The sequence below is a fragment of the Sulfitobacter sp. W002 genome (genome assembly GCF_025142135.1).
Classification (GTDB): Bacteria; Pseudomonadota; Alphaproteobacteria; order Rhodobacterales; family Rhodobacteraceae; genus Sulfitobacter; species Sulfitobacter profundi.
Genome location: NZ_CP081126.1, coordinates 1,311,249 through 1,336,339 on the forward strand (window position 1 = coordinate 1,311,249; position 25,091 = coordinate 1,336,339).

Sequence of the window (25,091 nt, forward strand, 5' to 3'; positions counted from 1 at the left end):
CCTATAGGCTGTTATGGAAAGTATTTTCGCGCCCGATCTGTGGATCCTCGTCACCCTTGCCGCCGCCACGTTTCAAACCGGGCGCTTCATGCTGCAAAAGCATTTGGCGACCGATACGCTGTCGGCGGGCGGGGCGACGTTTTCGCGGTTTCTCTACTCTGCGCCCTTCATCGCGCTGCTGTTGCCACTCTATCTGGGCCTTAGCGGGCAGGCGCTGCCGGCGCTAGGGCCGGGGTTCTGGCTTTACGGAGCGATGGGCGGCACGGCGCAGATCTTGGCGACGGTCTGCGTGGTGCTGCTGTTCAAGCAACGCAACTTTGCCGTCGGCATCACCTTTAAAAAGACCGAAGTGATCCAGACTGTGCTGATGGGCTGGATCGTGCTGGGCGAAGGTGTCTCGGCCGCGGGGTTTGCCGCCATTGCACTTGGCGTGGTGGGGCTGCTGCTTCTGTCCGGCGGAGCCGAGGCCAAGGGGCTGCGGTTGGCCGATCTGCGCAACCGCGCGGCGGGGCTGGGGATTGCTTCGGGGTTTTTGTTCGCCATCTCGGCGGTTTGCTATCGCGGCGCGTCGCTGGCCGTGGTCTCTGACGATCCGCTGCTGCGCGCGGGCGTGACGCTGGCGGCGGTGGTGCTGATGCAGACTCTGATCATGGCTGTCTGGCTGCGGCTGCGCGAACCGGGACAGATGCGCCGGGTTTGGGCGGCGCGGCGGGTGGCGGTCTGGATTGGGCTGACCTCGATGGGTGGCTCGCTGTGCTGGTTCATTGCCTTCACCCTGCAAAACGCGGCCTATGTGAAGGCCTTGGGGCAGGTGGAGCTGATGTTGAGTATCGCAGCCTCGACCCTGTTCTTCCGCGAAAGAATCTCGCGCAGGGAATGGGCCGGGATGGCCGTGCTGGCGCTGTCGATCCTGGCGCTGGTGCTGGCGACTTAACCCGTCATCGGGCGGCCATGCAGACGCAGGAACAGGCTCTCTTCGTCATTGTTTTTGAAAAACGGGACCGAGGCGGGCGGATTGGTATCGCGCGCGCGCGCGGCGACTTCGGCCAGCACGACCTCGGTGATGAAGGGCATGTCAAACGACCGCGCCTGGCTGAGCGGCACCCATTGCAGATGCGAAAGCTCATCACAGGCGGCGTCGAAATCATCCGGATCGCTGGCAATATCTTCGGCATCGACCAAAAAGAACCGCGCATCAAAGCGGCGCGGACGGCCCGGAGGTGTCAGCGCGCGAAACACGAATTGCAGGGCAGAGGCGTCGGGCAGGTGCCCCGTGGCGGCAAAGGTCTGCCAATCGGAGGGCACGTCGCCCTCCCACGCGCCCTTGCGGCCCAGCACCAGACCGGTCTCTTCCCACAACTCACGAATGGCGGCGACGGCGATGGCATGGGCCAAGGACGGTTCGGCGTCATCGCAAAGCCTGCCGTGACAGAGCGCGTTCACCGGCGCGGCCAGCGGCACCTGCGCATCGGTCGCATCGACTGCACCGCCGGGAAAAACGAACTTATTGGGCATGAATGCCGCCTTGGCCCCACGTTGCCCCATCAGGATATGCGGCGTCACATGGCGGTCGCGCAGCACGATCACTGTGGCGGCGTTGCGGATTTTGGTCTTGTCGATGGTCATGCGGCGATGCTCCGGCGGTCAGGGGCCGAAGGGCGGGCCGCGCTAGGTGGTGCCGCCGAAGCCGCCCATCCTTTTGGCCCATTGAAAGCCGATCATGGCCCCCTTCAGTCTGGGCAGAAGGTAGAGGGACAGCGCCGTGCAGCCAACCGCAAAAATGGTGAAGAGGGTCAAAGGCTCGGGCCGCCAGACCACAAAGGCGATGTGCAGCCCCGGTGCCAGCAGGTGACCGACGAGCAGAATGGTCAGATAAGCCGGGCCGTCATCGGCACGGTGGTGATGAAACTCTTGGCGGCAGACCGCACAGTCGTCGTTCACCTTTAGATAGCCATGCAACAGTTGTCCGCCCCCGCAAGAGGGGCATTTGCCGCGCCAGCCGCGCAGCATGGCGGGCAGGCGAGGCCGCTCTTCGCTGTCTTGCGTCTCGGCAGTGTCGGGGGCCAATTGCTGTGTCTGTGACATGGGGGCGATCCTTTGGTTGAGGGGTAGATGCAGGCTGGGGCGTGAAAAGAAAAGACTTGAGGACGCCGTTGCGGCGCCATGTCGCGCAGGGGGCGGGGCTTTGCCGACTTTCTGAAAAAACTTCGGGTTCGAGCGACGGAAGTTCTGGCGCCAGCCGTTTGACCCTGTGATCGCGGCGCAAAAGCGTGAGACGGTCTTTAAAAAACGAGGAGTATCAAGATGACCATTCGTACCAATATGAAGATCGCAGCCCTCAGCGGATTGTTGGCCATCGGTGCCGTCGCCGCCACCGCGCAGCCAAGTGGGCAGGACCGGTTCCAGCAGCTTGACCGCGACGGCAACGGCGAGATCACACAGGCAGAGTTTCAGGCCCACGCCGAGGCGCGTTTCGCCAAGGTTGATGCCGATGGCGACGGTTTCGTGACCGGCGAAGAGCTGAAAGCCGCAGGTGAGGCACGCAAGGCTGAGCGTTCCGCCAAGATGCTGGAGCGGTTCGACACCGACGGCAACGGCAGCCTTGATGCCTCTGAACTGGAAGCCATGGGTGACAAACGCGGTGACAAGCGCGACGGCAAAAAGGACGGCAAGCGCGGTCACAAAGGCGGCGAGCGCATGATCGAGCGTATGGACGCCAATGACGACGGCAAGCTGTCGATGGAAGAAATGACGCAGCGCCACGACCCCGCCAAGATGTTCGAGCGTCTGGACAAGGACGAAAACGGCAGCATCAGCGCCGAAGAGTTCGAAGCGGCGAAGAAAATGCATGGCAAGCGCCACGGCAAGGGCCAGAAGATGGACCATGACAAGCCGCAGCGCGACTAAATGATGTGCCGGGCGCGCTTGATCATGGCGTGCCCGGGCCTTAGCGATGGACGGGATGCAGGATTTGTCCGACGAGCAGCACGATGCGGATGCCGAGTTGTTGCAGCGCTACGCCAGTGGCGATGCGGCGGCGGCGCGGCTGTTGACGGCCCGGCTGGTGCCGCGCATTCACGGCCATGCGCTGCGGGTGCTCGGCGACCGGGCGGAGGCAGAGGATGTGGCCCAAGAAGCGATGCTGCGGCTGTGGCGTCAGGCGCCAAAGTGGCGCGCAGGTGAGGCCAAGGTCACCACATGGCTTTACCGGGTCGTGGCCAACCTTTGCACTGACCGTCTGCGCCGCCGTGGCGCGGGGGCGGCAGGACTTGATGATGTGGCCGTGCCGGTCGATCCAACGCCGGGTGCCGCACAGAAGATGCTGCAGGCCGCCCGTGTGGATGCGCTGCAACAGGCGCTGGCCAGCCTGCCCGACCGGCAGCGTCAGGCGGTGGTGCTGCGCCACATTGACGGTATGGCAAACCCCGAAATTGCCGAAGTCTTGGGCATTGGGGTCGAAGCGGTGGAGAGCCTGACCGCACGGGGCAAACGGGCGTTGGCCGCGCAGCTATCTGCGCAACGGGACGCATTGGGGTTTGAAAATGAATGACTTTGACGACGCATTAAGTGATGGGGCATTGAGTGACGACGCACTGGAAAATTTCTTTGCCGCAGCCCGGACCAATCCGCCACAGGTCTCTGCCGATCTGCAAGCGCGGGTTCTGGCCGATGCCGAAGCGCATATGCCCAAAGCAGCGCGCCAGCCGTGGCACCAAGCACTTTGGCATCTTTTGGGCGGTGCGGCGGGGCTGAGCGGTCTTGCCACTGCCGCGGCAGTCGGGGTTTGGGTCGGCGTCGCCCCGCCCGAGGGCATGCCGGATCTCGCCGGGCAATTCGTCTCCGGCACATGGACCGCCGAGACATTGGACACGAGCGAAGCCGATACAGGCACCGAACTGGGTGGTTTTGGCTGGGACATGGAGGAAAGTTGAGATGACACAGGTTCCCACACCACGGCGCAAGCGACTGATGCGCTTGGCGCTTGGTCTGTCGCTGGCGCTGAACGTGATGATCCTCGGCGCGCTTGGCGGTGCGATGTGGCGTCATGGCGGGCCGGGGCCGCGGGGCGATGGCGATCTGCCGGGGCTGCGCAGCTATGCTTCGCCCTATGTGCAGGCGCTGCCGCCCGAAGCGCGGCGCGATCTGCACGGCAAGATGCGCAGCAGCGGCAAGGCGCATCACCTCGACCGGGCGGCACGGCGCGCGCTTTATGACGAGATGCTTGCCGCGCTGCGGGCAGAGCCGTTTCAGGCGGATGTGGCCGCGGCGGTGCTCGCCGCGCAAGGAGAGGCGGCGGCCAGTGTTCAAACGGTAGCCCATAACGCATGGCTGGCCGAGGTCAGCGCGATGGATGCCGCCGCCCGCAAGGCCTATGCCGACAAGCTGCAAGAGCGGTTGCAAGCCGGGCACGCCCGCAAAAAAGACAAGCGCGAGGGCAAGGCTGAGCGTTAATCGGGGCAGGGTGCCCCCGGGCGCGCGGTCTTGCCCTTTGCGGGACGGCGGGCTAGGCCGAGGGCGAATGAAATCGGCAGGCGGCGGCAGGCAAGCGGCCCCATTGCCCCTCAGAAAGCCCGGCCGATGACCGATACCCCCCAGACGATGCACAGTGGCGCGGAAACCGTGCTGGCCAGGGCCAAAGCCTCTCCCGCGCGGCGCGGGGTGGGGCTTTTGTCGCTGGCGGGGCTGGGACTGTTGCTGATCTATTCCGCGCTGACCCGCTCGCCCGATCCGGGGTGGCAGATCGCGCTGGCGCTGGTGGGGCTGGGCTTCATCGGCATTGCCGAATTGATGCGCCGCTCAACCGCCAGCGGCGTGGAGCTCACCAATGAGGCGCTGCGCGATGCCGATGGCCGGGTGATCGTTCGCATCGACGAAATCGCCCGCATTGATCAGGGGGCTTTCGCGGTCAAACCCTCAAACGGTTTCCTGCTCAAGACCAACCGCCGCGTGGCGCGGGGCTGGCGCTTGGGCCTGTGGTGGAGCCTTGGCCGCCGTATCGGTGTCGGTGGCATGACCCCGGCCAACGAGACCAAGCTGATCGCCGAGATCATCCGCGCCAAACTGGCCGAGCGTGACGCAGCTTAACCGTCTGACCAGACCGTGCGCGGCGCATAGCGCGGACGGGTAAAGACGAAGTTATAGATATCGCGGCGCTCCAGCCCGGTTTTGAACAGTGGCTCGAAATCGCGCCATGTCTCGACCAAGGTGACACGTTCGTTGTTGGGCATCACCGGCAACTTGTCATGCCAATCGCGCACGTCATCGCTGGTCAGAGGGGTGGGGGTGCCGCGCACCTGCGACCAATCCGTATGGTAGCGGTTGTTGGCCTCATCATACCAAATCGAGCTGACCCGCATGTCAGTTTGCCCCGTGCCACGAGTGAGATATTCAAAAAGTTGCTGCATTCCTTGCAGGTAGGCTGGGTCAATCGCCTGCGTCTCTCGCGAGATGGCATCGCCCACGGTATAGGCCGCCGTCTGGTTGAGGTTGTACATGCGGAAGGTGTCAAAGGTCGAATACATGGCCAGATAGGCCCAGAACATCAACGGCAGCATGATCACTGTTTCAACGGCGATCGAGCCGTCTTCGCGCCCTTTGAACCGGGCCAGCAGAGAGATGAGCGTAGGCATCAGTTCGGCTCCTGTACGAAGGCCGCGCTTGAGACCATGGAAACACGGCCCGCGCCGTCTTTCTCAAGGGCATAGCCAAGGCCGGTGGTCGGAAAGAAGGGTTTAAACCGGGCACAGGCGCGCAGCAGCATCAACTGATGCTCGACCCCGAGGGTCCAGCCGCGCACCGGTTTGGGGTCTTCGGAGGTGTCGACGCAATCGGGTGACTGGTCGAAACTCGCAAAATTGCGCGGGTCCACTCGGATCATCTCAAGGCGCAGAGTGTCGCTGCAGTCTTCCAAAAAAACCGCCGATTCACAGATCTTGTCCTTGATGGTCTGATGCGTCATCGGTGTGTTGGTGTTCAGCCGGACATAGCGCACCGTCATGTCCAAGCCCCGATCAAGAAGCATGTGGCGGATGGCGTAAAAGCTCATTTCGACCGACATAAGCAGACAGCCAAAGAGCAGCGGCGACAGAATGGCGAATTCAATCAGCATCGCCGATCCGTCCTCATCGCCGCGAAACCGGCGCCATGCTTTGATGCTGCGTTGTATCATTGCGTCAGCCTCAACTGGTTGATTTGCCGGGCGATGGCCTCAAAAGCACTGACGATCTCGACCCCTTTGACGCGGAAGAAATGGCTGTCGGAAGAGGCGCAGTTTTTCATGACCGACGCGCCGTGGTCGGTCACTTCAAAGCCGATCGACCAGATCACGATGCCCTTGGCCTTTGCCGCGTCGCAAATGTTGTCCAGCAGGGCGTCGGCCCGCGAGGCGGTGTATTTGGTGTAATACCAGCGGTATTGCTCGCTTGAGCGGACATTGCGGTTGAGCCACCAATAAAAGGGGTAATCGCTCCAGTGGCGGTAGTGGTCTATGTTGGCATAGACCTGCGGGTTGATCCGGCGGGTGGTCACGTTCACGCCGTCGGTCATCAGGATCACTGTTTTAAGCGTCTCGATATCATCATAGGCCGCCGGGCGATCTTGAAATGCAGCCTCGCCGCCGATGGCCTGATTGATCGCCCGGAAGGACGGGTCAAGCAGGGCCACGCCCCATTTCATCCCCAGATGGATGGCAGTATTCGCGCGGGGCTGGAAATTTGAGATACGGGCCTTCAGCGCGGCGGCGTTCTGCGAGAAGGCGGCCACCTCTTCATAGCTTTGTTTCGGGCAGCCGGGATTATAGATGTTGTCATAGCGCCCGGTGTTCTCGCGGTCATAGCCGTTCCAGCTATATCCCGCCTCGAAATGCTGCATATGCTCATAGCTGCGGGTCTGGCTGATGGCGGTAAGGTCAAATTCGCTGTCGTCAAAGTCGACGCAGTGCGAAAAGGAGTGCAGTTGGGTGACGTTCAGCTCATTCATGATGTCCTGCCCGACGTTCACCTGCGCGGTATAGGGCACCACCGAGATTGAGATCAGATCGGCGTTCTCGGGTTTGATCACCGTGTCGATGAAGGCATCGCTTGCATCGTGGAGGTTGGCCATTTTGGCGTTCTCCCGCATGGAGCCGGAGATATCGAGCACCATGGAAATCTCGACCTTGTTCACCTTTTCCTCGGCTTGGGATTTGGCGGGGACCCTCAGGCTGTCTTGGCCGAATTTGCTCATGAACATGGTGTTCAGGGTGTGGGAGGCATCGACCGTAACGCGGCGGTAGTTCAGCCCTTCTTCGACCGTGACGCTTGAGACATATTCGGCCAGCCCTGCCTTGTCGAAATAGTCGCGGGCCACAGCTTCGGGGCTGAGCGTCTGATCAAGGTCCGCTGCCGCCAGCACGGCGCGATCGGCCACGGCCTGCACCCGAGAGCGTTCACGTTCGTGGCGCATCAGGTCCACCCCGACACCGCCCAAAAGGATCATCAACAGGATCATCAGAATGGCGAAAAGCGTGACCAACCCGTCTTCTTCCCGCGCAAAACGCCGAAGCAGCGCGGGCAGGGGCCGCGGGGAATGTTCCGAACTGTGAGATGTCTTGCGCATCGTCATCAACCTTTCTTCCTGTGGCGTCGTGCGGGCACCAAAGGGAATGGGCGGCATTTGCCTTGCTCTTGTTGTGCTGTGGGAAAGTGTCCAGAGTTTGGCGCATCTGGGGCAATAGGCAGCGTTCCGGGCAGGTTTTCATGGAAATGACCCACCTAGCGCCGGCTGATTTCCACCGAACGGGGAGGGCGTGTTTCCCGGCCCTACCCACGGTTGATAAAGTTTTGCAAATCGCGCTGAATTAGGTCGCACCCCGTCATGAGGCGTCCTACGGTGCGGCAGCATGCCCCTAGGGCAGCCAGATGAGTCGCGCCCCGCAACAGAGGTAACGCGGCCAGACAAGAAGAGGAGAGACCGATGAATCCAGCCAATGAGCCGAGTTTCCGCGACAGTGTGGACCTGATGTTCAACCGCGCGGTCGCGCTGATGGATTTGCCACCCGGTCTTGAAGAGAAAATCCGCGTTTGTAACGCCACCTACACAGTGCGTTTCGGCGTCCGCCTGCGGGGCCGTATGCATACTTTCACCGGCTACCGCTCGGTGCATTCGGAACATATGGAGCCCGTGAAGGGCGGCATTCGCTACTCCATGGCCGTGAACCAGAACGAGGTCGAAGCGCTTGCGGCGCTGATGACCTATAAATGCGCCTTGGTCGAAGCGCCCTTTGGCGGCTCCAAGGGCGGGCTCTGCATTGATCCGCGCGACTACGACGAGCATGAGCTAGAGCTGATCACCCGGCGTTTTGCCTATGAGCTAATCAAACGCGACATGATCAATCCCGCGCAGAACGTGCCCGCCCCCGACATGGGCACCGGAGAGCGTGAGATGGCGTGGATCGCGGATCAGTACAAACGCATGAACACCACCGACATCAACGGGGTGGCCTGTGTCACCGGCAAGCCGATCAACGCGGGTGGCATCCAAGGCCGGACCGAGGCGACGGGCCGGGGTGTGCAATATGCGTTGCAAGCCTTCTTCCGTGATCCCGAGGGGCTGAAAAAAGCCGGTCTGAGCGGTAAGCTTGAGGGCAAGCGGGTTATCATTCAGGGGCTCGGCAATGTGGGCTATCACGCCGCCAAGTTCCTGAGCGAAGAGGATGGCGCAAAGATCACCGCGATCATCGAACGCGATGGCGCGCTGCACAGCGAAGACGGGCTGAACGTCGAAGCCGTGCACAAGTGGATCGAAAAGCACGGCAGCATCAAAGGCTACGCCGATGCGAAGTTTGAGGAAGATGGCGCCAAGTTTCTGGAAGCAGAATGCGATATCTTGATCCCTGCCGCGCTTGAAGGCGTCATCAACCTCAGCAATGCCGAGCGTATCCAAGCGCCGCTGATCATCGAGGCCGCCAATGGCCCTGTGACCGCCGGGGCGGATGAGGTGCTGCGCAAGAAGGGCACGGTTATCGTGCCGGATATGTATGCCAACGCGGGCGGTGTGACGGTCTCGTACTTCGAGTGGGTCAAGAACCTTAGCCACATCCGCTTTGGCCGTATGCAGCGCCGCGCCGAGGAATCGCGTCACCAACTGGTGGTGGATGAGCTTGAGCGGCTGAGCGCGGACAAGCAACTGGGGTGGACCCTAAGCCCGAACTTCAAAGAGAAGTACCTGCGCGGCGCGGGCGAGTTGGAACTGGTCCGCTCTGGCTTGGACGACACGATGCGCACGGCCTATGAGGCGATGGCGCATGTCTGGCACAGCCGCGACGACGTCGATGACCTGCGCACGGCCGCCTATCTGGTCTCGATCGAAAAGGTCGCGGCGAGCTATCACGCCAAGGGGCTTTGAGGGGGGCGGATTTCCTCTTAAGTGAACGAAACAGGGGCGCAGTGCGCCCCTTTTTGCTGACCGGGCCCACGATGGGGGCAGAGGGCGTTTTCGGTCATTGATACTTGCGCCCCAAGTTGCTTGACTGCGGCAAGACCGGGGGAGGCGAATGATGCGATTTTCAGGACTGCGGGTGTTGCGCGAAGGTTTGACCGGCAATCGCGGTTGGACAGCGCAATGGCGCGATCCAGAGCCGCAGGCGGAATATGACGCCATCATCATCGGCGGCGGCGGCCATGGGCTGAGCACGGCCTATTACCTCGCCAAGAACCACGGGATGACCAATATCGCGGTGCTTGAAAAAGGCTACCTCGGCGGGGGGAACGTGGGGCGCAACACGACCGTGGTGCGGGGCAATTACTTTTTGCCGGGCAATTCCGAGTTCTACAGCCATTCGCTGAAGCTTTGGGAGGGGCTGTCGGAAGAGTTGAACTATAACGTCATGTTCAGTCAGCGCGGGGTGATTACGCTGTTTCACTCCGACGTGCAGCGCGATGCTTCGGCCCGGCGCGGCAATGCGATGATTAACCAAGGCGATGATGCGGAACTGCTCGACCGCGACGGCCTGCGAGAATTGCTGCCCTATCTGGATTACGACAACGGCCGCTTTCCGATCCATGGCGGGTTGCTGCACCGGCGCGGCGGCACCGCGCGGCATGATGCGGTGGCATGGGGCTATGCGCGCGGCGCGGACCAGCGCGGCGTCGATCTGATCCAGCAATGCGAAGTCACCGGCATCGACATCGAGAACGGGAAGGTGCGTGGCGTGCAGACCACGCGCGGGGCGATCCGGGCCAAGAAGGTTGCGATCGTGACGGCAGGGCGCTCAGGCCAAGTCGCCGCCATGGCGGGGATGCGCCTGCCGATTGAGAGCCATGTTTTGCAGGCCTTCGTCTCCGAAGGGTTAAAGCCCGTGATCGACCATGTGATCAGCTTTGGTATGGGGCATTTCTATATCAGCCAGTCCGACAAGGGCGGGTTGGTCTTTGGCGGCGATCTGGATTTCTATGCCTCCTACGCGCAGCGCGGCAACCTGCCGATGATGGAACATGTGATGGAGGCGGGGATGACCCTGATGCCGATGATCGGCAAGGCCCGCGTGCTGCGCTCTTGGGGTGGGATCATGGACATGACACCCGATGGCAGCCCGATCATCGACAAGACCGAGACCGAGGGTTTGTTCGTCGACTGCGGCTGGTGCTACGGCGGCTTCAAGGCGGTGCCCGCCTCGGGCTATGCGCTGGCGCATCTGATGGCCACCGGGCAGCCCCATGAGACGGCGGCGGGCTTCAGGCTCGACCGGTTCCGTTCGGGCGAAGGTCTGATGGATGAAGAGGCCACCGGGTCTCAGCACAACTTGCACTGAGGGAGGGCCAATATGCGGATCGAATGCCCCATCTGCGGCAGCCGGGATCGGCGGGAGTTCTATTATCGCGGCGATGCCATTGCCTTGGCCCGGCCCGCGCCCGATGCCTCGGATGAGGACTGGGAGGCCTATCTGCACCTGCGCGACAACCCGGCGGGAGAGACCCGCGACCTGTGGCAGCATGAGACTGGCTGCGGGGCGTGGCTCGTCGTCACCCGCGATACGGTGACCCATGCGGTGCGGGCCGTGGAATTGGCACCGGATGTGAAAAGGGCCATGGCATGAGGATTGCAGGGCGCGGATTGATCGACCGGGAGACGCCGGTCAGCTTTACTTTCGACGGGCGGCGCTACGACGGCTTTGCGGGCGATACGGTCGCCTCGGCCATGCTGGCGAACGGGCAGCGGCTGATGGGGCGGTCGTTCAAATACCACCGCCCGCGCGGGGTGCTGAGCGCAGGCAGCGAAGAGCCGAACGCGTTAGTGACCACTGGCGTCGGCCCCGCGTCAGAGCCCAACGTTCGCGCCACCATGCAAGAGATTTACGAAGGTTTGCAGGTGCGCAGCCAGAACGCTTGGCCGAGCCTCGATCTCGATCTCATGGCGGTGAACGATCTGGCGTCGCCGTTCCTCGGGGCGGGGTTCTATTACAAGACCTTCATGTGGCCGCGCAAATTCTGGAAGCACATCTACGAGCCGGTGATCCGCCGCGCGGCGGGTCTGGGGCGGCTGAGCGGCCAGCCCAATGCGGACGCCTATGAGAAAGCCTATGCCTTTTGCGATCTCTTGGTGATCGGCGCAGGCCCGGCGGGTCTGATGGCGGCGCTGGTGGCGGCGCGGGCGGGGGCGGATGTGATCCTCGCCGATGAAGATGCGCTGATGGGCGGGCGGCTGAATGCCGAGAACGAGCACGTCGATGGCCAGCCGGGTCACACATGGGCGGCGGGCGTGGTGGCGGAACTGGCGACGATGGACAATGTGCGGCTGATGCCCCGCACGACGGTCACCGGCGCCTATGACGGCGGCATGTTCGGTGCGTTGGAACGGGTCAACCAACACCGCGCACGGCGGGGCGAGGGCGCGCCGCTGGAGTGTTTCTGGCGCATCGCGGCCAAGCAATCCGTCCTCGCGGCGGGCGCGTTGGAGCGCCCGGTGGCATTCGCCAATAACGACCGCCCCGGCATTATGACGGCCGGTGCGGTGCGGGCCTATCTCAACCGCTGGGGCGTGGCGCCGGGCAAGCAGGTCGCGGTTTTCGGCAACAACGACGATGCCCATCGCACCGCCCGCGATCTGGCATCGGCGGGGGTGCATGTGGCCGCGTTGATCGACAGCCGTGAGGGTATCACAGTCCAAAATGCGGATTTCCCGGTGCTGCGCGGTGCCGTGGTCTGCAACGCTTCGGGCCGCAAGGAATTGGAGGCCGTGACCATCCGCACAGCGGGCGGAGAGCACAAGATACAGGCCGACTGTCTGGCCATGTCGGGCGGCTGGAACCCTTCGCTGCATCTGACCTGTCATCTGGGCGGGCGACCGACGTGGGAGCCCGATATTCACGCCTTCGTCCCAACCCCCGGTGTGGTGCCGGGGATGCATGTGGCGGGGGCCTGCAACGGCACCTTCTCGACCAACGGCTGCCTTGCAGCGGGTGTGGCCGCGGCAAAGGATGCGCTGGAGGCGTTGGGCCGCAAAGCAGAGGCCGTGGACCTTCCGCAGGCCGATGATGCGCCATACACTCTCAAACCCCTCTGGGCGGTGCCGGGCAAGGGCCGGGCGTGGCTCGATTTTCAGAACGATGTCTGTGTGAAAGATGTGCAGCAGGCGACGGCGGAGAACTTCCGCTCGGTCGAGCATATGAAACGCTACACGACCCAAGGCATGGCACCCGATCAGGGTAAAAACTCAAACGTTGCGGCGCTGGCGGTGCTGGCCGATGCCACCGGGCGCGGCATTGCCGAGACGGGCACGACCACCTTCCGCCCGCCCTATACCCCGGTTGCGATTGCAGCGATGGGCGCGGGCGGGCAGGGCAAAGGGTTCGCGCCTGAGCGGCTGACCACCAGCCATGCCGCCAGCGGTGCACCGATGGTCGAGGCGGGGCTGTGGTACCGCCCCAGCTATTTCCCGCGCGGGCAGGAACGCAACTGGCGGCAGTCCTGTGATCGGGAGATCGGGTTTGTGCGTAAGGCGGTGGGCATCTGCGATGTCTCGACCTTGGGCAAGATCGACATTCAGGGGCCGGATGCGGCTAAGCTGCTTGATCTGGTTTATACGAACAAGTTCAGCACTTTGAAGGTCGGCAAAGTGCGCTATGGGCTGATGCTGCGCGAGGATGGCTTCGTCTTGGATGATGGCACCTGCGCGCGTTTGGGCGAGCAGCATTTCCTGATGACGACCACCACGGGTGCAGCAGGGCAGGTGATGCGGCATCTGGAATTCGTCACCCAATGCCTGCACCCCGAATGGCAGGTGCATCTGACCTCTGTCACCGAACACTGGGCGCAGTTTGCCGTGGCGGGGCCGAAGTCGCGCGAATTGCTGAATGGTCTGCTGGAACAACCGATAGACAATGACAACTTCCCCTTCATGGCCTGCGGCGACGTGCGGCTCGGCGGGGTTGAGGCGCGGCTGTTTCGCATCTCGTTCTCCGGTGAACATGCCTATGAAATCGCGGTGCCAGCGCGCTATGGCGCGGCGCTGTTCGATCTGCTGGTCGCGCGGGCCGAGGCGCTGGACGGTGGGGCCTACGGGATGGAGGCGCTCAACGTGTTGCGGCTGGAAAAGGGCCATATCACCCATGCAGAGATCGACGGCCGCGCCACGGCGGGCGACATCGGCATGGAGCGGATGGTGTCGGATGCAAAGGACTGTATCGGCAAGACAATGTCGGAACGTCCCGGCCTGCGCGATCCGGAGCGGGGGCAGTTGGTGGGGCTGCGGCCCGTGGGCGCGGTGAAGCGGTTGACGGCGGGCGCGTTCTTGTTTGAGACCGGGGCCGAGGCTAGCCGCGAGAATGCGCAGGGGCATACGAGCTCTGTCGGCTTTTCGCCGGATATCGGCACCTTTGTGGGGCTGGGCTTTGTTACGCGGGGCCGTCAACGGCACGGAGAGGTGATGCGCATGGTCGATCATTTGCGCGAGATTGAGGCGGAGGTGGAGATCTGCGCCCCGGTCTTTGTCGACCCCGAAGGAGGGCGCGCCCGTGGTTGAGTTGAAAGCACAAACGCCTTTTGGCGACCTGCTCCCGTTAAAGATCGGCGGCATGACGGTGGCGGCCTGTGACATGGGTCAGTTGACCGTCTTGGGCGCTTTCGATCGTGCGGGCCTGTCAGAGGCGCTTGAGGCGACCCATGGCCTCGCCTTGCCGGACCCGCTACGCAGCACCGCCAAAGGCGATGCCCGCTGCCTGTGGTTTGGTCGGGACGAAGCGCTGCTCGTCGGTGTTGCGCCGGGCGAGGCGCTGATGAAACATGCAGCCCTCGTCGATGTCTCAGACGGATGGGCGGTGGCGGAATTGCAGGGGCCGGGGGCCGAGGATGTGCTGGCGCGATTGGCTCCGGTGGATCTGCGCGATGCGGCGTTCAAACCCGGCCAAACCCTGCGCAGCCAGTTGCGCGAGATGCCCGCCTCAATCACCCGCACCGACACCGGTTTTCTGCTGATGGTCTATCGGTCGATGGCCGCCACTTTGGTGCAGGAGTTGCGCCGCGCTATGGAAGCGGTGGCATCGCGGCGCTAGGTTGTCCGGCGGGGGCCCGAATCCCCGTTTGGCAAACGATGGAGCATAGACATGAACAAAACGATTTTCGCCGCTTTGGCCGCGATCAGCATGGCGGTCTCGGGCCCGGCGCTGGCAGCCTCGAAAAAAGAAGACAGCTGTATGCATCAGGCCGCCGTGGTCGCCGCCGTGCAGCAGGCGCGGCTTGACCGGGTGAAGGAACGCGAAGTGCCTGCCGCCGTGAAGGCCAAGGCGACATGGCCCGAGAGCTTTAACACCGCCATCCCGCTGGTGACCCCTTGGGTTTATGAGATGAAAATGCGCGACGTGAAAAAGAACGATCTCTCCGCCGCGTGGAAAGAAATGTGCCTCGCGCAGTAAGCTAACAAACACCATGCCGGGCAGGGGCGCTGCCCGGCATGGAAGGGCGCTTTGCCGCCCGTGGCTGACCTGCCTCCTCTGGACTCTGATCCGCCCCAGCCGGTATATGAAACCATGAGCCTGCCCCCTGGATTTTTGGAAGAACTGCGTGACCGTGCCAGCCTGTCTCAGGTGGTGGGGCGCAAGGTCATATGGGACAACCGAAAGTCCAATCAGGGCAAGGGCGACATGTGGGCGCCATGCCCTTTCCATCAGGAAAAATCCGCCAGCTTTCACGTCGATGACCGCAAGGGTTTCTACTATTGCTTTGGTTGTCACGCGAAGGGGGACGCGATCTCTTTCGTGCGCGAAACCGAGAATGTGAGCTTCATGGAGGCGGTTGAGATCATCGCCCGTGAAGTCGGCATGCCGGTGCCCAAGCAAGACCCGCGCGCGCAGGCCAAGGCCGACAAACGCACGCAATTGGCCGAGGTCATGGAGCAAGCGGTGCAGTGGTTCCGCCTGCAATTGCGCACCGGCGCGGCGGGGGCGGCGCGGGATTATCTGGCCAAGCGCGGCCTGTCGGAACAGGCGCAGGCGCATTGGGAGATCGGCTTTGCGCCGAACGGTTGGCAGGGGCTTTGGGATGCGCTCAAATCTAAGGGCGTCGCGGATGAGTTGATCCTCGGGGCGGGGCTGGCGAAACCCTCGTCCAAGGGGGGCAAACCCTATGACACTTTCCGGGGCCGGATCATGTTCCCGATCCGCGATGCGCGGGGGCGGGCGATTGCTTTTGGCGGTCGCGCGATGGACCCGGAGGATAAGGCGAAATACCTCAACTCGCCTGAGACGGAACTCTTCGACAAGGGCCGCAGCCTTTACAACGTGAAAGACGCCCGCGCCGCCGCCGGTCGGGGTCAGCCGCTGATCGTGGCCGAAGGCTATATGGATGTGATTGCCCTGCACGGGGCGGGGTTCGAGGGGGCCGTGGCCCCGCTTGGCACCGCAATTACCGAGAACCAGTTGCAGATGCTTTGGCGGATCGCGCCCGAGCCGATTATTACGCTGGATGGCGACGCGGCGGGCCAGCGTGCTGCGCTTCGGCTGATCGATCTGGCGCTTCCGCTGCTAGAGGCCGGGCAAAGCCTGCGTTTCGCGGTGATGCCCGAGGGGCAAGACCCCGACGATCTGCTGCGGGCTCAAGGGGCCGGGGCCCTGCAAAAGCTTTTGGACAGCGCCCTGCCCATGGTGCGCCTGCTGTGGCAGCGCGAGACCGAGGGCAAGGTCTTTGACAGCCCCGAACGCAAAGCGGCGCTTGATAAAAGTCTGCGTGAAAAGATTAAACTTATCCGCGATCCGTCGATCCGCAGCCACTATGGGCAAGAGATCAAAGACCTGCGGTGGGACCTGTTCCGCCCGCAAAAACAGCGCCCTGAATTCCGCCCCGTGGGCGGCAGGGGGCCGGGCAAGGGCGGGGGCAAAGGGGGCAAGGGCGCTCCATGGGGCGCGCCGCTAGCCCCTTTGGCGAGCACGAAAGCCTCGGCCCTCGTGGCGATGAGCGATGAACAGGTGGGCATGCATCTGCGCGAAGCGGTCATCCTCGTGGCCCTCGTGGACTGCCCGCAATTGGTCGAGACTTTCGAGACCGGGTTGGAGGCGATGCGCTGCGACGATCCCGATCACGCGCGGCTGCGCGATCTGCTGCTGCGCTTTGGCCACGCGGGTCAAGAGACGCTGCGCGATGAGATTTCCTATTCGCTGGGCTGGGAGACACTTGAAAACATGAAGGGGCAACGCCACGTTGCCATCACGCCCTGCATTCGCAATCCCGGCAACGTGGACATGACCCGCCTGACCGTGGCCGAGGAACTGGCCAAGCTGGATGCCGCCCGTGGGCTGAACGAAGAGATCGCCGAAGCCGTCGAAGACCTCAGTGGCCCGGCGGACGAGGGGGTAACCTGGCGCCTGAGCGAAGCGGCCCGCGCCGCCGACCTTGCCCGCCGCAGCGCGCAGGAAGAAAGCAACGGGGAATTCGACGTGGGCGACAACGGCATGACCATGGACCGCGATGAACGCAGTGCACTGGATGCGCTGCTTGGAACGATTAAATATGAGAAGTCGAAGGGTCGCGGCTGAGCATCAGCGTGGCCCATTTGCAGGACTTTTTGAAAATGCTGGGCAACGGGTTTAAGAATCACCAATAACCCCGCATGATTCGGAAAACCGAATCGTCTGCGGATGATTCGCGCTGACGCGCTGAAGGAGCATGAGATGGCTGCCAAAGATACGAATGACGACGCAAAGAGCAACGATTCAGAGGCTGGCCACTCGCTCGACATGAGCCAAGCCGCCGTGAAGAAGATGATCGGTGAGGCCCGCGAGAAGGGCTATATCACCTATGATCAGCTCAACACGGTGCTGCCGCCCGATCAGGTAAGCTCGGAACAAATCGAAGACGTGATGTCGATGCTGTCGGAAATGGGCATCAACATCATCGAAGACGAAGAGGCCGAAGAGGAAGAGAACAAAGGCTCGACCGAAGTCACGACCACCGAGTCCAACCGTGATGTGGCGCTGTCCTCTGGCACCTCTGAAAAGCTCGACCGCACCGATGACCCGGTCCGCATGTACCTGCGCGAGATGGGCAGCGTTGAGTTGCTTAGCCGTGAGGGCGAGATCGCCATCGCCAAGCGGATCGAGGCCGGCCGCAACACAATGATCGCGGGGCTTTGCGAAAGCCCGCTGACGTTTCAGGCGATCACCATCTGGCGCGACGAACTTCTGTCCGAAGACATTCTGCTGCGCGACGTGATCGACCTTGAGGCGACTTTTGGCACGCAGATGGGCGATGAGGAAGAAACCACGCCGGTCGTGGCCCCTGCCGCCGGGACCGAGACCAAGAGCGAAGAAGCCAAGCCCGAGTACGACGCCGACGGCAACCCGATCTCATCCGACGACGACGACGATGAGGACGAACAGGCCAACATGAGCCTTGCGGCCATGGAAGCGGCGCTGAAGCCTCAGGTTCTCGAAGCGCTCGACATCATCGCCGACGACTACGAAAAGCTCAGCGCGATGCAGGACAGCCGTATCTCGGCCACGCTGAACGAAGACGGGTCTTTCACCAAAGATCAGGAAGCGATGTACCAAAAGCTGCGGTCCGAGATCGTGCTGTTGGTGAATGAACTGCACCTGCACAACAACCGTATCGAAGCCCTGATCGACCAGCTTTACGGCATCAACCGCCGCATCATGCAGATCGACAGCGCGATGGTGAAGCTTGCCGACCAAGCGCGTATCAACCGCAAGGAATTCGTCGACAACTACCGCGGCTACGAGCTTGATCCCAACTGGATGGAGCGGATGGCCGAAAAGTCCGGTCGCGGATGGCAGATGTTCATCGAACGCTCTAGCGACAAGGTCGAAGAATTGCGCGCTGACATGGCGCAGGTCGGTCAGTATGTCGGTCTTGATATCTCTGAATTCCGCCGCATCGTGCAGCAGGTCCAGAAGGGCGAAAAAGAAGCCCGTCAGGCCAAGAAGGAAATGGTCGAAGCGAACCTGCGCCTCGTCATCTCCATCGCCAAGAAGTACACGAACCGCGGCTTGCAATTCCTTGATCTTATTCAGGAAGGTAACATCGGCCTGATGAAGGCCGTGGATAAGTTCGAGTACCGCCGCGGCTACAAGTTCTCCACCTATGCGACGTGGTGGATCCGTCAGGCGATCACCCGTTCGATCGCCGATCAGGCGCGCACCATCCGTATTCCGGTGCATATGATCGAGACGATCAACAAGCTGGTTCGGACCGGTCGCCAGATGCTGCACGAAATCGGCCGCGAGCCGACGCCCGAGGAACTGGCCGAGAAGCTGCAGATGCCGCTCGAAAAGGTCCGCAAGGTGATGAAGATCGCCAAGGAGCCGATCTCGCTCGAGACGCCCATCGGCGATGAGGAAGACAGCCAACTGGGCGATTTCATCGAGGACAAGAATGCCGTGCTGCCGCTCGACAGCGCCATTCAGGAAAACCTCAAGGAGACCACGACCCGCGTGCTGTCTTCGCTCACCCCGCGGGAGGAGCGTGTCCTGCGGATGCGGTTTGGTATCGGCATGAACACCGACCACACGCTCGAAGAAGTCGGTCAGCAGTTCTCGGTCACCCGCGAACGTATTCGCCAGATCGAAGCCAAAGCCCTGCGCAAGCTCAAGCACCCGAGCCGTTCGCGCAAGCTGCGCAGCTTCCTTGATCAATAAAACGATGCGCGGCCCCGGTGGCCGCGCTTCCTTTTGCGGGGTGGGCCTTTGACCTGCCGCGCGCGCCGCTTACATCAGTGGGATATCCCAAGGAGGATCCCATGATGCGCAAAACGCTTCTTACCCTTCTGTGCTTGGTGCTGCCGCTGCAAGCCGCCGCGCAGGCTTATCGGGCCGAGAATTGGTTGGTCGTCGTGCCCCTCACCGCGCGTGATTTTGAAGTGATCGAAGACCACGGTGCAGGCGCGCGTCACGTCTGGTGCGCCGCTGCGGAGTTTGCGCAGGATGTTTTGGGCCTGCCGCGCAGTGAGCGGCTTTTCATCAAAACGCCCCGTGGGCCGTCGCTCAGCGGTGTGGGCCGAACCGGCGTTGTTTTCACCACCGATCCCGAGCGGGTGAACGGCGATATCCGGCAGTCCTATTCCGTCACCCTGCGCCGCGCGGGAGAGAACCTGCCCAGCCACCATGCGCGCCAGTTCTGTTTGGACCACCTGATCGAGTTGGAAGATTTCTAGAGCCACACTCTGACCCAGACCGTTGTCTACGCGGCACCTCGAGCCTATCCTGCGTGGAATGTTGCGGTGGATTAATCTCATGCGTCTCGTTCTTGCCAGCCTGTTTCTGACCCTCGGTGTCAGCCAAGCCGCTGCCCTTTGCGACGCGGGCAGCACGACGGTTTTGAGCTGTACGACCGGCAGGGGCACCAAGCAATTGGATGTCTGTATCACCGGGAATCGCGTAACCTACCGCTTTGGCCCTCACACCGCCCCTGACCTGAGGCTGAGCGCACTGATAAAGGAGGTCGTGCATCAGCCTTGGCCGGGGATTGGTCGCGGCATTTGGGAGAGCACGACCTTTCGCAACGGGGCGTTTTCCTATGAGGTTCACGGCGCATACGACAAGATTGATCAAACCAGCAATGGCGGTGTGACAGTGACCGAGCAGGGCCGAGAGATCGCAGCGCTTACCTGCGACAGCGGTACGGCGGAACTGGGGCTCTTTGCGCTCAGCGATGCGAAACAGGCGGCGGGCCAATGCTGGGACGCTGACGCGCAAAATTGGGGAGCCTGCTAAGATGCAGACTGTATTTACCGTCGAAACGCGCGGTCAGGCGCTCTACGAATTCACCGAGGATGTGGCCCGCTGGCTTGCCGGGCAGGGCGATGGGCTGCTGACGCTTCTTGTGCGGCACACCTCTGCCTCGCTGTTGATCCAAGAGAACGCCGATCCAGACGTGCAGCGCGACCTCTTGGCCTATTTCGCGCGGCTGGTGCCGCCTGCGGATGCGCCGCAAATGGGCTATCTCACGCATCTGTTGGAAGGGCCGGATGACATGCCTGCACATATCAAAGCCTCGGTGCTGCCTGTCAGCCTCAGCATCCCCGTGGCGCGGGGGCGGATGATGTTGGGGACATGGCAGGGTATCTATCTGTTCGAGCACCGCAATGCCCCGCATCAGCGGCAGATCGCGGCGCATTTCCGGCCCGACTGACGCCGGACCGGAGCGGGCTCAGCCCGTCGGCATCAGATGGATTTCACGCACCGCCGCCCGCGCAGGCGCGTCGAGCGCATGCATGACGGCATTTGCCACGTCCTCAGGTTGCAGCTTGTCGGGTTTGGCCTCATCGAAAAAGGCCGTATCGACCATGCCGGGGGACACCACCATGCAGCGGCCACCCCATTCGGCCATCTCATCCGCCAGATTGCCCGCGAAGCCGTGGATGAACCATTTGGTGGCGCTATAAATCGAGCCTTGGATATGGCGCCGTCCTGCGGCAGAGCCGGTGACGACATATTGCCCGGTCGTTTTGCGCAGATGCGGCATGGCGGCATGAGCGGTATAGAGCGCGCCCATGATATTGAGATCCACCATCGCCTTCCAATCCTGCGGATCGCCCTTTTCGGTGCCCGCCGGGCTGGTGCCACGTCCGGCATTGGCGAATGCCGCATCGACCCCGCCAAAGTGATCGGCGAGCTTGTCGAGCGCCTGTTTCTGCGTGTCGTAATCGGTGGCGTCGCCCACGAGCACCAGCGCCTGATCACCGATCTCATCGGCGAGGGCGTTCAGTTTCTCTTCGCTGCGGGCGAACAGGCCGATGTTCCAGCCCGCCTTGGCTGCGGCTCGCGCGGTGGCCGCGCCGATCCCGCTGGAGGCACCGGTTAGGAAAAGTGTCTTGGTCATAGCATGCTCCGTTTATGTCCTTGACTGACCAACGCAGGGGCATGGCGTTGGGTCCATGACACATTTTTGAACGCAACATCTAGCTGTGGAAATCTTCTCTACCCAAAACCTCGCGGCTCCCCTATAAGTTTTGACAAGAGGGCCGCGCGCCCCACAAGTGAGGCAGGATGAAGAGGGGGACGGCCCATGCGCTGCCCGTTTTGCGGAAATATCGACACCCAAGTGAAAGACAGCCGCCCGGCCGAGGATCACGTCTCGATCCGGCGCAGACGGTTTTGCCCGGCCTGCGGGGGTCGCTTTACCACTTATGAACGGGTGCAACTGCGCGATCTTGTGGTGATCAAAACCTCTGGCAAACGCGAAGACTTTGACCGCGACAAGCTGGAACGCTCGATCCGCATCTCCATGCAAAAACGCCCCATCGATCCCGAGCGTATCGATCAGATGATCTCTGGCATCGTGCGCCGGTTGGAAAGCATGGGTGAGACCGACATCAGCTCAAAACATATCGGTGAGATCGTGATGGAGGCGCTGGCCCGGATCGACACCGTGGCCTATGTGCGTTTCGCCTCTGTTTACAAAAACTTCCAAGCCGCGGACGATTTCGACAAATTCGTTCAGGAACTGCGGCCCGACGCCCTGCCGGAAGAGTGACCGGCGATCGGGTGAGCGACGCGCGGTTCATGGCGCTGGCGCTGTCCTTGGGGCGGCGCGGGCAGGGCAATGTCTGGCCCAACCCGGCGGTCGGCTGTGTGATTACGCAAGGCACCCGGATCGTTGGGCGCGGTTGGACCCAGCCCGGCGGGCGTCCCCATGCAGAGCCGCAGGCGCTGGCGCAGGCGGGCGCTGCGGCGCGCGGGGCGACGGTCTATGTCACGCTTGAGCCCTGTTCCCACCACGGTAAGACACCGCCCTGCGCACAGGCGCTGATCGACGCGGGCGTGGCGCGGGTGGTGATCGCGACGCAAGATGACGACGCGCGGGTGAACGGACGCGGCATCGCGATGTTGCGCGCGGCGGGGATCGAGGTCTCAGTCGGGCTGCACGAAGACGCGGCCCGCGCGGATAACGCGGGTTTCTTCTGCCGTACCGATTTGGGCCGTCCGATGCTCACGCTGAAGCTGGCCAATTCCTTTGACGGGCGCATCGCCACCGGCACGGGCGAGAGCCAGTGGATCACCGACGCCCCGGCGCGGCGGCTAACCCATGCCATGCGCGCGCGACACGACGCGGTGATGGTCGGGGCAGGCACCGCGCGCAAGGACGATCCAAGCCTCACGGTGCGCGGTCATGGTGTCGCCCAGCAACCGGCCCGCGTCGTCGTCTCGCGCAGGCTTGATCTGCCGCTGATGGGGCAATTGGCGCGGACGGCGGCAGAGGTGCCGTTGATCCTCTGCCATGGCACGGATGCCGATCCGGCCTTGGTCAAAGCGTGGTCCGATCTGGGGGCCACGATGCTGCCCTGCGCCGCGCGGGGGGCGCAATTGAACCCCAGTGATGTATTGCGGCAACTGGCGGGCCATGGGCTCACCCGTATCTTCTGCGAGGGCGGCAGCGCCTTGGCCGCGTCCTTGATTGAGGCGGATTTGGTCGACCGGCTGGTGGGCTTTACCGCCGGGCTGGTGATCGGCGCCGAAGGTCTGCCGGGGATCGGAGCGCTCGGTCTTTCGCGGCTGGCCGAGGCGCCGCGCTTTGCCCTGCAATCGAGCCAGCAGATCGGGCCGGACCTGTTGCACGTCTGGCGGCGCAACGCAGCCGATTGAGCGCTACCGCCGCCAGAGGTGGCTCTGGCTGGCAAAGACCCCTTGAAGTTTCGACAGCAGCCGGTTGCCCAGCCCGGCGCGGGGCAGGCTGCCGGAAGCCAGCCGTTCGACCACCACTTCGACGGGGCAGGGCAGGCCGCTTAGCGGATCGCGGTAGCGCGGGTAATCGATGAGGGCGGCATGAACCAGCCCTTCCAAGGTCGGTTGCGCCCGGCGGCGAGGCGGCACATCGCCCCGGTCTTCGGTCAGCCCCCAGCCTGCGTAGAAAGGCGCGCCCAAGGTCACCACCGGCACGCGCCGCAGCAGGGCTTCGAACCCCAAGAGCGAGGTCATGGTCCAGACCGCGTTGACTTGACCCAAAAGCGCCATCGGGTCTGCGTGGTGCAGGATCAGATCGGCGTCGCCCGCCTCGGTCGCGCCTTTGCGCAGGCCCGCTTCGACATCGGGGTGGGGTTTGTAGAGGATCACGGCATCCGGGTTGGCGGCGCGGGCGGCGGCCAGCAGGGCCGCGTTGCTGCGCACGGTGTCTGTGCCCGTGAGGATCGAAGCGTCATCTTCCACCTGACCGGGCACAAGGATGCGGCGTCCCGCTGGCAGATCGGGCGCGGCGCCGCCAAGGTTGTATTTGCTCAGCCCCGCGCCGGTGAGCCTGTCGATCAGCGCGCGGGCGCGGACCAGTTGATCGGGGCGCAGCTCGGCGCGTTTTTCGATCCATTTTTCCAGACGACTCGGCCCTTGGGGGTCGTAGTAGATGCCCAGATCATCGCAGACCAGCGACAGCGGCGGGACCAGTTCGGCCCCCAGCCCGCGTGAGCGCAGAAACCCGTCTTCGACCCGCATGGCACCTTGGGGCGCGGTCTCTGCCTTGCTGGCCCAGACCATGGCGCGGCGGGGCGGATCGGGGGCTTCTGCCGCGCCTTTGCGAAAGCGAAGCGGCGTTGACGCGCCAAAGAATTGCTGTAGCGGACGGCGCTTCCACAGGCGCATGCCCCATGCGTCCCACCCGGGGTGATCTTCCCGCCACGCGCGGGCCTGTGCTGTGAGCGCGGTGAGAGCGGTCTCGAAACTGCCGATCCGGTCGCGGTAGGGGTCGTACCACGTGGGGTAGAGGATCATCGCCGCCGCAAAGAGCTGCGCGCGGCTAAGGCGGCGCTGGCGGCGTTGGACGGGGAATTCATCCTCCGTCAGCCCCCAGCCCGCGTAGAAAGGCTGGCCAAAGACGCGCGGCCTGTGCCCGGCAAAGATCGCCTCGAACCCCATTTGCGAGGAGACGGTATAGACGCCGACAGCGCCTTCGAACAACGCCCAAGGGCTGATGGGATCGGTCAGCAGGGTGATCCGGTCGTTGGTTTCCTCGGGGCCGAAATGCCCCGCGCGATACCCCTGCGCCGTTTCGGGGTGGCTTTTGATGATCACCCGCGCGCCGGGATGCTCTTCTTGCGCGAAGACGAGCATTTCCAGAAACCGTGCGCGATCCGCGCCCGAAGCGGTGACCGAAGCGTCGCCGCGGGTCTGGTCGATCACCAGCACATAGCCCGGTTCAGGAGCAGGGGTGCCGAGGTCAAAGCCCGCGTATTTGGTCAGATGCGCCTCGGCCATCTGCGCCATGCCGCCCCGCGCGCGGTCCAGTAGGGCGGTGTTGTCCAGCGGATGATGGGCCAGCAGGTCTTCAAGGTCAGAGGGCTGGGCGGGGTCGAAATGCGCGCCCCGGCTGTCGATCAGCAGGCCCAAGGGCGGCTCTCCGGCGCGGCCGGGGTGGAGCGAGCGCAGCCATGCGTCCTCCACACGGATCACCGGCACGCCGCGTTTTGCCGCCATGGCCAGCCCGCGATGCGCGGTGGGGGAGTTGCCCCAGACCGCCACCGCATCATCGGGGCCGGGCAGGCCGAGGCGCAGGGAATGGCCCGACAGTTGCAGGATGCGCCGCAGGCGGCGCTGCGTCAGAAACCCACCGTTATATACGAAAAGCCGCCGGCTCCTTTCGGGACCGGCGGCGGGGTATGGGTCAGCTTCAAAGGCCACCGGG

At 63.2% G+C, this 25,091-nt stretch carries 26 protein-coding genes; 19 read left to right on the forward strand and 7 right to left on the reverse strand.

What is annotated here, in order from left to right; translation table 11 throughout:
• Positions 1-13: 13 nt before the first annotated feature.
• Positions 14-934: a DMT family transporter gene (locus K3758_RS06470; protein ID WP_259948889.1), complete on the forward strand. Its 921-nt coding sequence runs from the start codon at positions 14-16 to the stop codon at positions 932-934.
• Here K3758_RS06470 and K3758_RS06475 read toward each other — a convergent pair.
• A complete protein-coding gene (locus tag K3758_RS06475; protein WP_259948891.1) occupies positions 931-1,626 on the reverse strand; it encodes an NUDIX hydrolase in 696 nt (231 codons plus the stop codon). The genes K3758_RS06470 and K3758_RS06475 overlap by 4 nt on opposite strands.
• A 42-nt stretch (positions 1,627-1,668) precedes the next feature.
• Complete coding sequence (locus tag K3758_RS06480) at positions 1,669-2,085, reverse strand: DUF983 domain-containing protein (protein ID WP_132446142.1); 417 nt, start codon at positions 2,083-2,085, stop codon at positions 1,669-1,671.
• A gap of 219 nt (positions 2,086-2,304) precedes the next feature.
• Here K3758_RS06480 and K3758_RS06485 point away from each other — a divergent pair, with 219 nt between their 5' ends.
• The 5 genes from K3758_RS06485 to K3758_RS06505 all read left to right on the forward strand — a co-directional run bounded on the left by K3758_RS06485 (position 2,305) and on the right by K3758_RS06505 (position 5,085).
• Positions 2,305-2,907, forward strand: a complete 603-nt coding sequence (locus K3758_RS06485) for an EF-hand domain-containing protein (RefSeq protein WP_259948895.1) — start codon at positions 2,305-2,307, stop codon at positions 2,905-2,907.
• A gap of 46 nt (positions 2,908-2,953) precedes the next feature.
• Positions 2,954-3,550: an RNA polymerase sigma factor gene (locus K3758_RS06490; protein WP_259948897.1), complete on the forward strand. Its 597-nt coding sequence runs from the start codon at positions 2,954-2,956 to the stop codon at positions 3,548-3,550.
• A complete protein-coding gene (locus K3758_RS06495; protein ID WP_259948909.1) occupies positions 3,543-3,932 on the forward strand; it encodes a hypothetical protein in 390 nt (129 codons plus the stop codon). Before K3758_RS06490 ends, K3758_RS06495 begins: the two co-directional genes overlap by 8 nt.
• A 1-nt stretch (position 3,933) precedes the next feature.
• On the forward strand, positions 3,934-4,452 hold the full coding sequence (locus K3758_RS06500) for a periplasmic heavy metal sensor (RefSeq protein ID WP_259948911.1): 519 nt from the start codon (positions 3,934-3,936) through the stop codon (positions 4,450-4,452).
• Positions 4,453-4,578: 126 nt separating this feature from the next.
• A complete protein-coding gene (locus K3758_RS06505) occupies positions 4,579-5,085 on the forward strand; it encodes a hypothetical protein (protein ID WP_120350661.1) in 507 nt (168 codons plus the stop codon).
• On the opposite strand, the gene K3758_RS06510 is transcribed toward K3758_RS06505, so the two are convergent.
• The 3 genes from K3758_RS06510 to K3758_RS06520 are packed head-to-tail and all read right to left on the reverse strand — an operon-like array spanning position 5,082 to position 7,596.
• The gene (locus K3758_RS06510) at positions 5,082-5,630 is read right to left on the reverse strand and encodes a TadE/TadG family type IV pilus assembly protein (RefSeq protein ID WP_259948913.1); all 549 of its coding nucleotides are present in this window, start codon (positions 5,628-5,630) and stop codon (positions 5,082-5,084) included. The two genes, K3758_RS06505 and K3758_RS06510, sit on opposite strands and share 4 nt — an antisense overlap.
• Positions 5,630-6,169: a TadE/TadG family type IV pilus assembly protein gene (locus K3758_RS06515; protein ID WP_259948914.1), complete on the reverse strand. Its 540-nt coding sequence runs from the start codon at positions 6,167-6,169 to the stop codon at positions 5,630-5,632. Before K3758_RS06515 ends, K3758_RS06510 begins: the two co-directional genes overlap by 1 nt.
• On the reverse strand, positions 6,166-7,596 hold the full coding sequence (locus tag K3758_RS06520; RefSeq protein ID WP_259948917.1) for a Tad domain-containing protein: 1,431 nt from the start codon (positions 7,594-7,596) through the stop codon (positions 6,166-6,168). Before K3758_RS06520 ends, K3758_RS06515 begins: the two co-directional genes overlap by 4 nt.
• A 357-nt stretch (positions 7,597-7,953) precedes the next feature.
• Between K3758_RS06520 and K3758_RS06525 the strand changes: the two genes are divergently transcribed.
• From K3758_RS06525 to K3758_RS06575, 11 genes are all read left to right on the forward strand, one after another.
• On the forward strand, positions 7,954-9,384 hold the full coding sequence (locus tag K3758_RS06525; RefSeq protein WP_120350664.1) for a Glu/Leu/Phe/Val dehydrogenase: 1,431 nt from the start codon (positions 7,954-7,956) through the stop codon (positions 9,382-9,384).
• A gap of 151 nt (positions 9,385-9,535) precedes the next feature.
• Positions 9,536-10,789 (forward strand): sarcosine oxidase subunit beta family protein, encoded by a 1,254-nt coding sequence (locus K3758_RS06530; RefSeq protein WP_259950001.1) that lies wholly within the window; start codon positions 9,536-9,538, stop codon positions 10,787-10,789.
• A gap of 12 nt (positions 10,790-10,801) precedes the next feature.
• A complete protein-coding gene (locus K3758_RS06535; RefSeq protein WP_259948921.1) occupies positions 10,802-11,074 on the forward strand; it encodes a sarcosine oxidase subunit delta in 273 nt (90 codons plus the stop codon).
• Positions 11,071-13,998, forward strand: coding sequence for a sarcosine oxidase subunit alpha family protein (locus tag K3758_RS06540; RefSeq protein WP_259948924.1), 2,928 nt, complete (start codon positions 11,071-11,073; stop codon positions 13,996-13,998). The genes K3758_RS06535 and K3758_RS06540 overlap by 4 nt, the downstream gene beginning before the upstream one ends.
• Positions 13,991-14,527 (forward strand): sarcosine oxidase subunit gamma, encoded by a 537-nt coding sequence (locus tag K3758_RS06545; protein WP_259948927.1) that lies wholly within the window; start codon positions 13,991-13,993, stop codon positions 14,525-14,527. The genes K3758_RS06540 and K3758_RS06545 overlap by 8 nt, the downstream gene beginning before the upstream one ends.
• A 51-nt stretch (positions 14,528-14,578) precedes the next feature.
• On the forward strand, positions 14,579-14,887 hold the full coding sequence (locus K3758_RS06550; RefSeq protein ID WP_259948929.1) for a hypothetical protein: 309 nt from the start codon (positions 14,579-14,581) through the stop codon (positions 14,885-14,887).
• Positions 14,888-15,001: 114 nt separating this feature from the next.
• Entirely contained in the window at positions 15,002-17,002 is a 2,001-nt protein-coding gene (gene dnaG / locus K3758_RS06555; protein WP_259948930.1) for a DNA primase, read from the forward strand.
• Between the two features lie 135 nt (positions 17,003-17,137).
• Positions 17,138-19,120 carry an RNA polymerase sigma factor RpoD gene (gene rpoD, locus K3758_RS06560; protein ID WP_120352171.1) on the forward strand — a complete coding sequence of 661 codons (1,983 nt, stop codon included), beginning with the start codon at positions 17,138-17,140 and terminating at the stop codon, positions 19,118-19,120.
• A gap of 101 nt (positions 19,121-19,221) precedes the next feature.
• A complete protein-coding gene (locus K3758_RS06565) occupies positions 19,222-19,635 on the forward strand; it encodes a hypothetical protein (RefSeq protein WP_259948932.1) in 414 nt (137 codons plus the stop codon).
• 79 nt (positions 19,636-19,714) lie between these two features.
• Positions 19,715-20,194: a hypothetical protein gene (locus K3758_RS06570; RefSeq protein WP_259948944.1), complete on the forward strand. Its 480-nt coding sequence runs from the start codon at positions 19,715-19,717 to the stop codon at positions 20,192-20,194.
• A gap of 1 nt (position 20,195) precedes the next feature.
• Complete coding sequence (locus K3758_RS06575) at positions 20,196-20,612, forward strand: secondary thiamine-phosphate synthase enzyme YjbQ (protein WP_259948949.1); 417 nt, start codon at positions 20,196-20,198, stop codon at positions 20,610-20,612.
• Positions 20,613-20,630: 18 nt separating this feature from the next.
• Here the strand turns inward: K3758_RS06575 and K3758_RS06580 are convergent, their stop codons facing one another.
• Positions 20,631-21,302, reverse strand: coding sequence for an SDR family oxidoreductase (locus tag K3758_RS06580; RefSeq protein ID WP_120350671.1), 672 nt, complete (start codon positions 21,300-21,302; stop codon positions 20,631-20,633).
• Positions 21,303-21,488: 186 nt separating this feature from the next.
• On the opposite strand from K3758_RS06580, the gene nrdR reads away from it, so the two are divergent.
• A complete protein-coding gene (nrdR, locus tag K3758_RS06585) occupies positions 21,489-21,956 on the forward strand; it encodes a transcriptional regulator NrdR (protein ID WP_067264800.1) in 468 nt (155 codons plus the stop codon).
• 29 nt (positions 21,957-21,985) lie between these two features.
• Positions 21,986-23,065 carry a bifunctional diaminohydroxyphosphoribosylaminopyrimidine deaminase/5-amino-6-(5-phosphoribosylamino)uracil reductase RibD gene (ribD, locus tag K3758_RS06590; RefSeq protein WP_259950004.1) on the forward strand — a complete coding sequence of 360 codons (1,080 nt, stop codon included), beginning with the start codon at positions 21,986-21,988 and terminating at the stop codon, positions 23,063-23,065.
• 3 nt (positions 23,066-23,068) lie between these two features.
• On the opposite strand, the gene K3758_RS06595 is transcribed toward ribD, so the two are convergent.
• Positions 23,069-25,087: a capsular polysaccharide biosynthesis protein gene (locus tag K3758_RS06595; RefSeq protein WP_259948952.1), complete on the reverse strand. Its 2,019-nt coding sequence runs from the start codon at positions 25,085-25,087 to the stop codon at positions 23,069-23,071.
• Between the last annotated feature and the right edge of the window lie 4 nt (positions 25,088-25,091).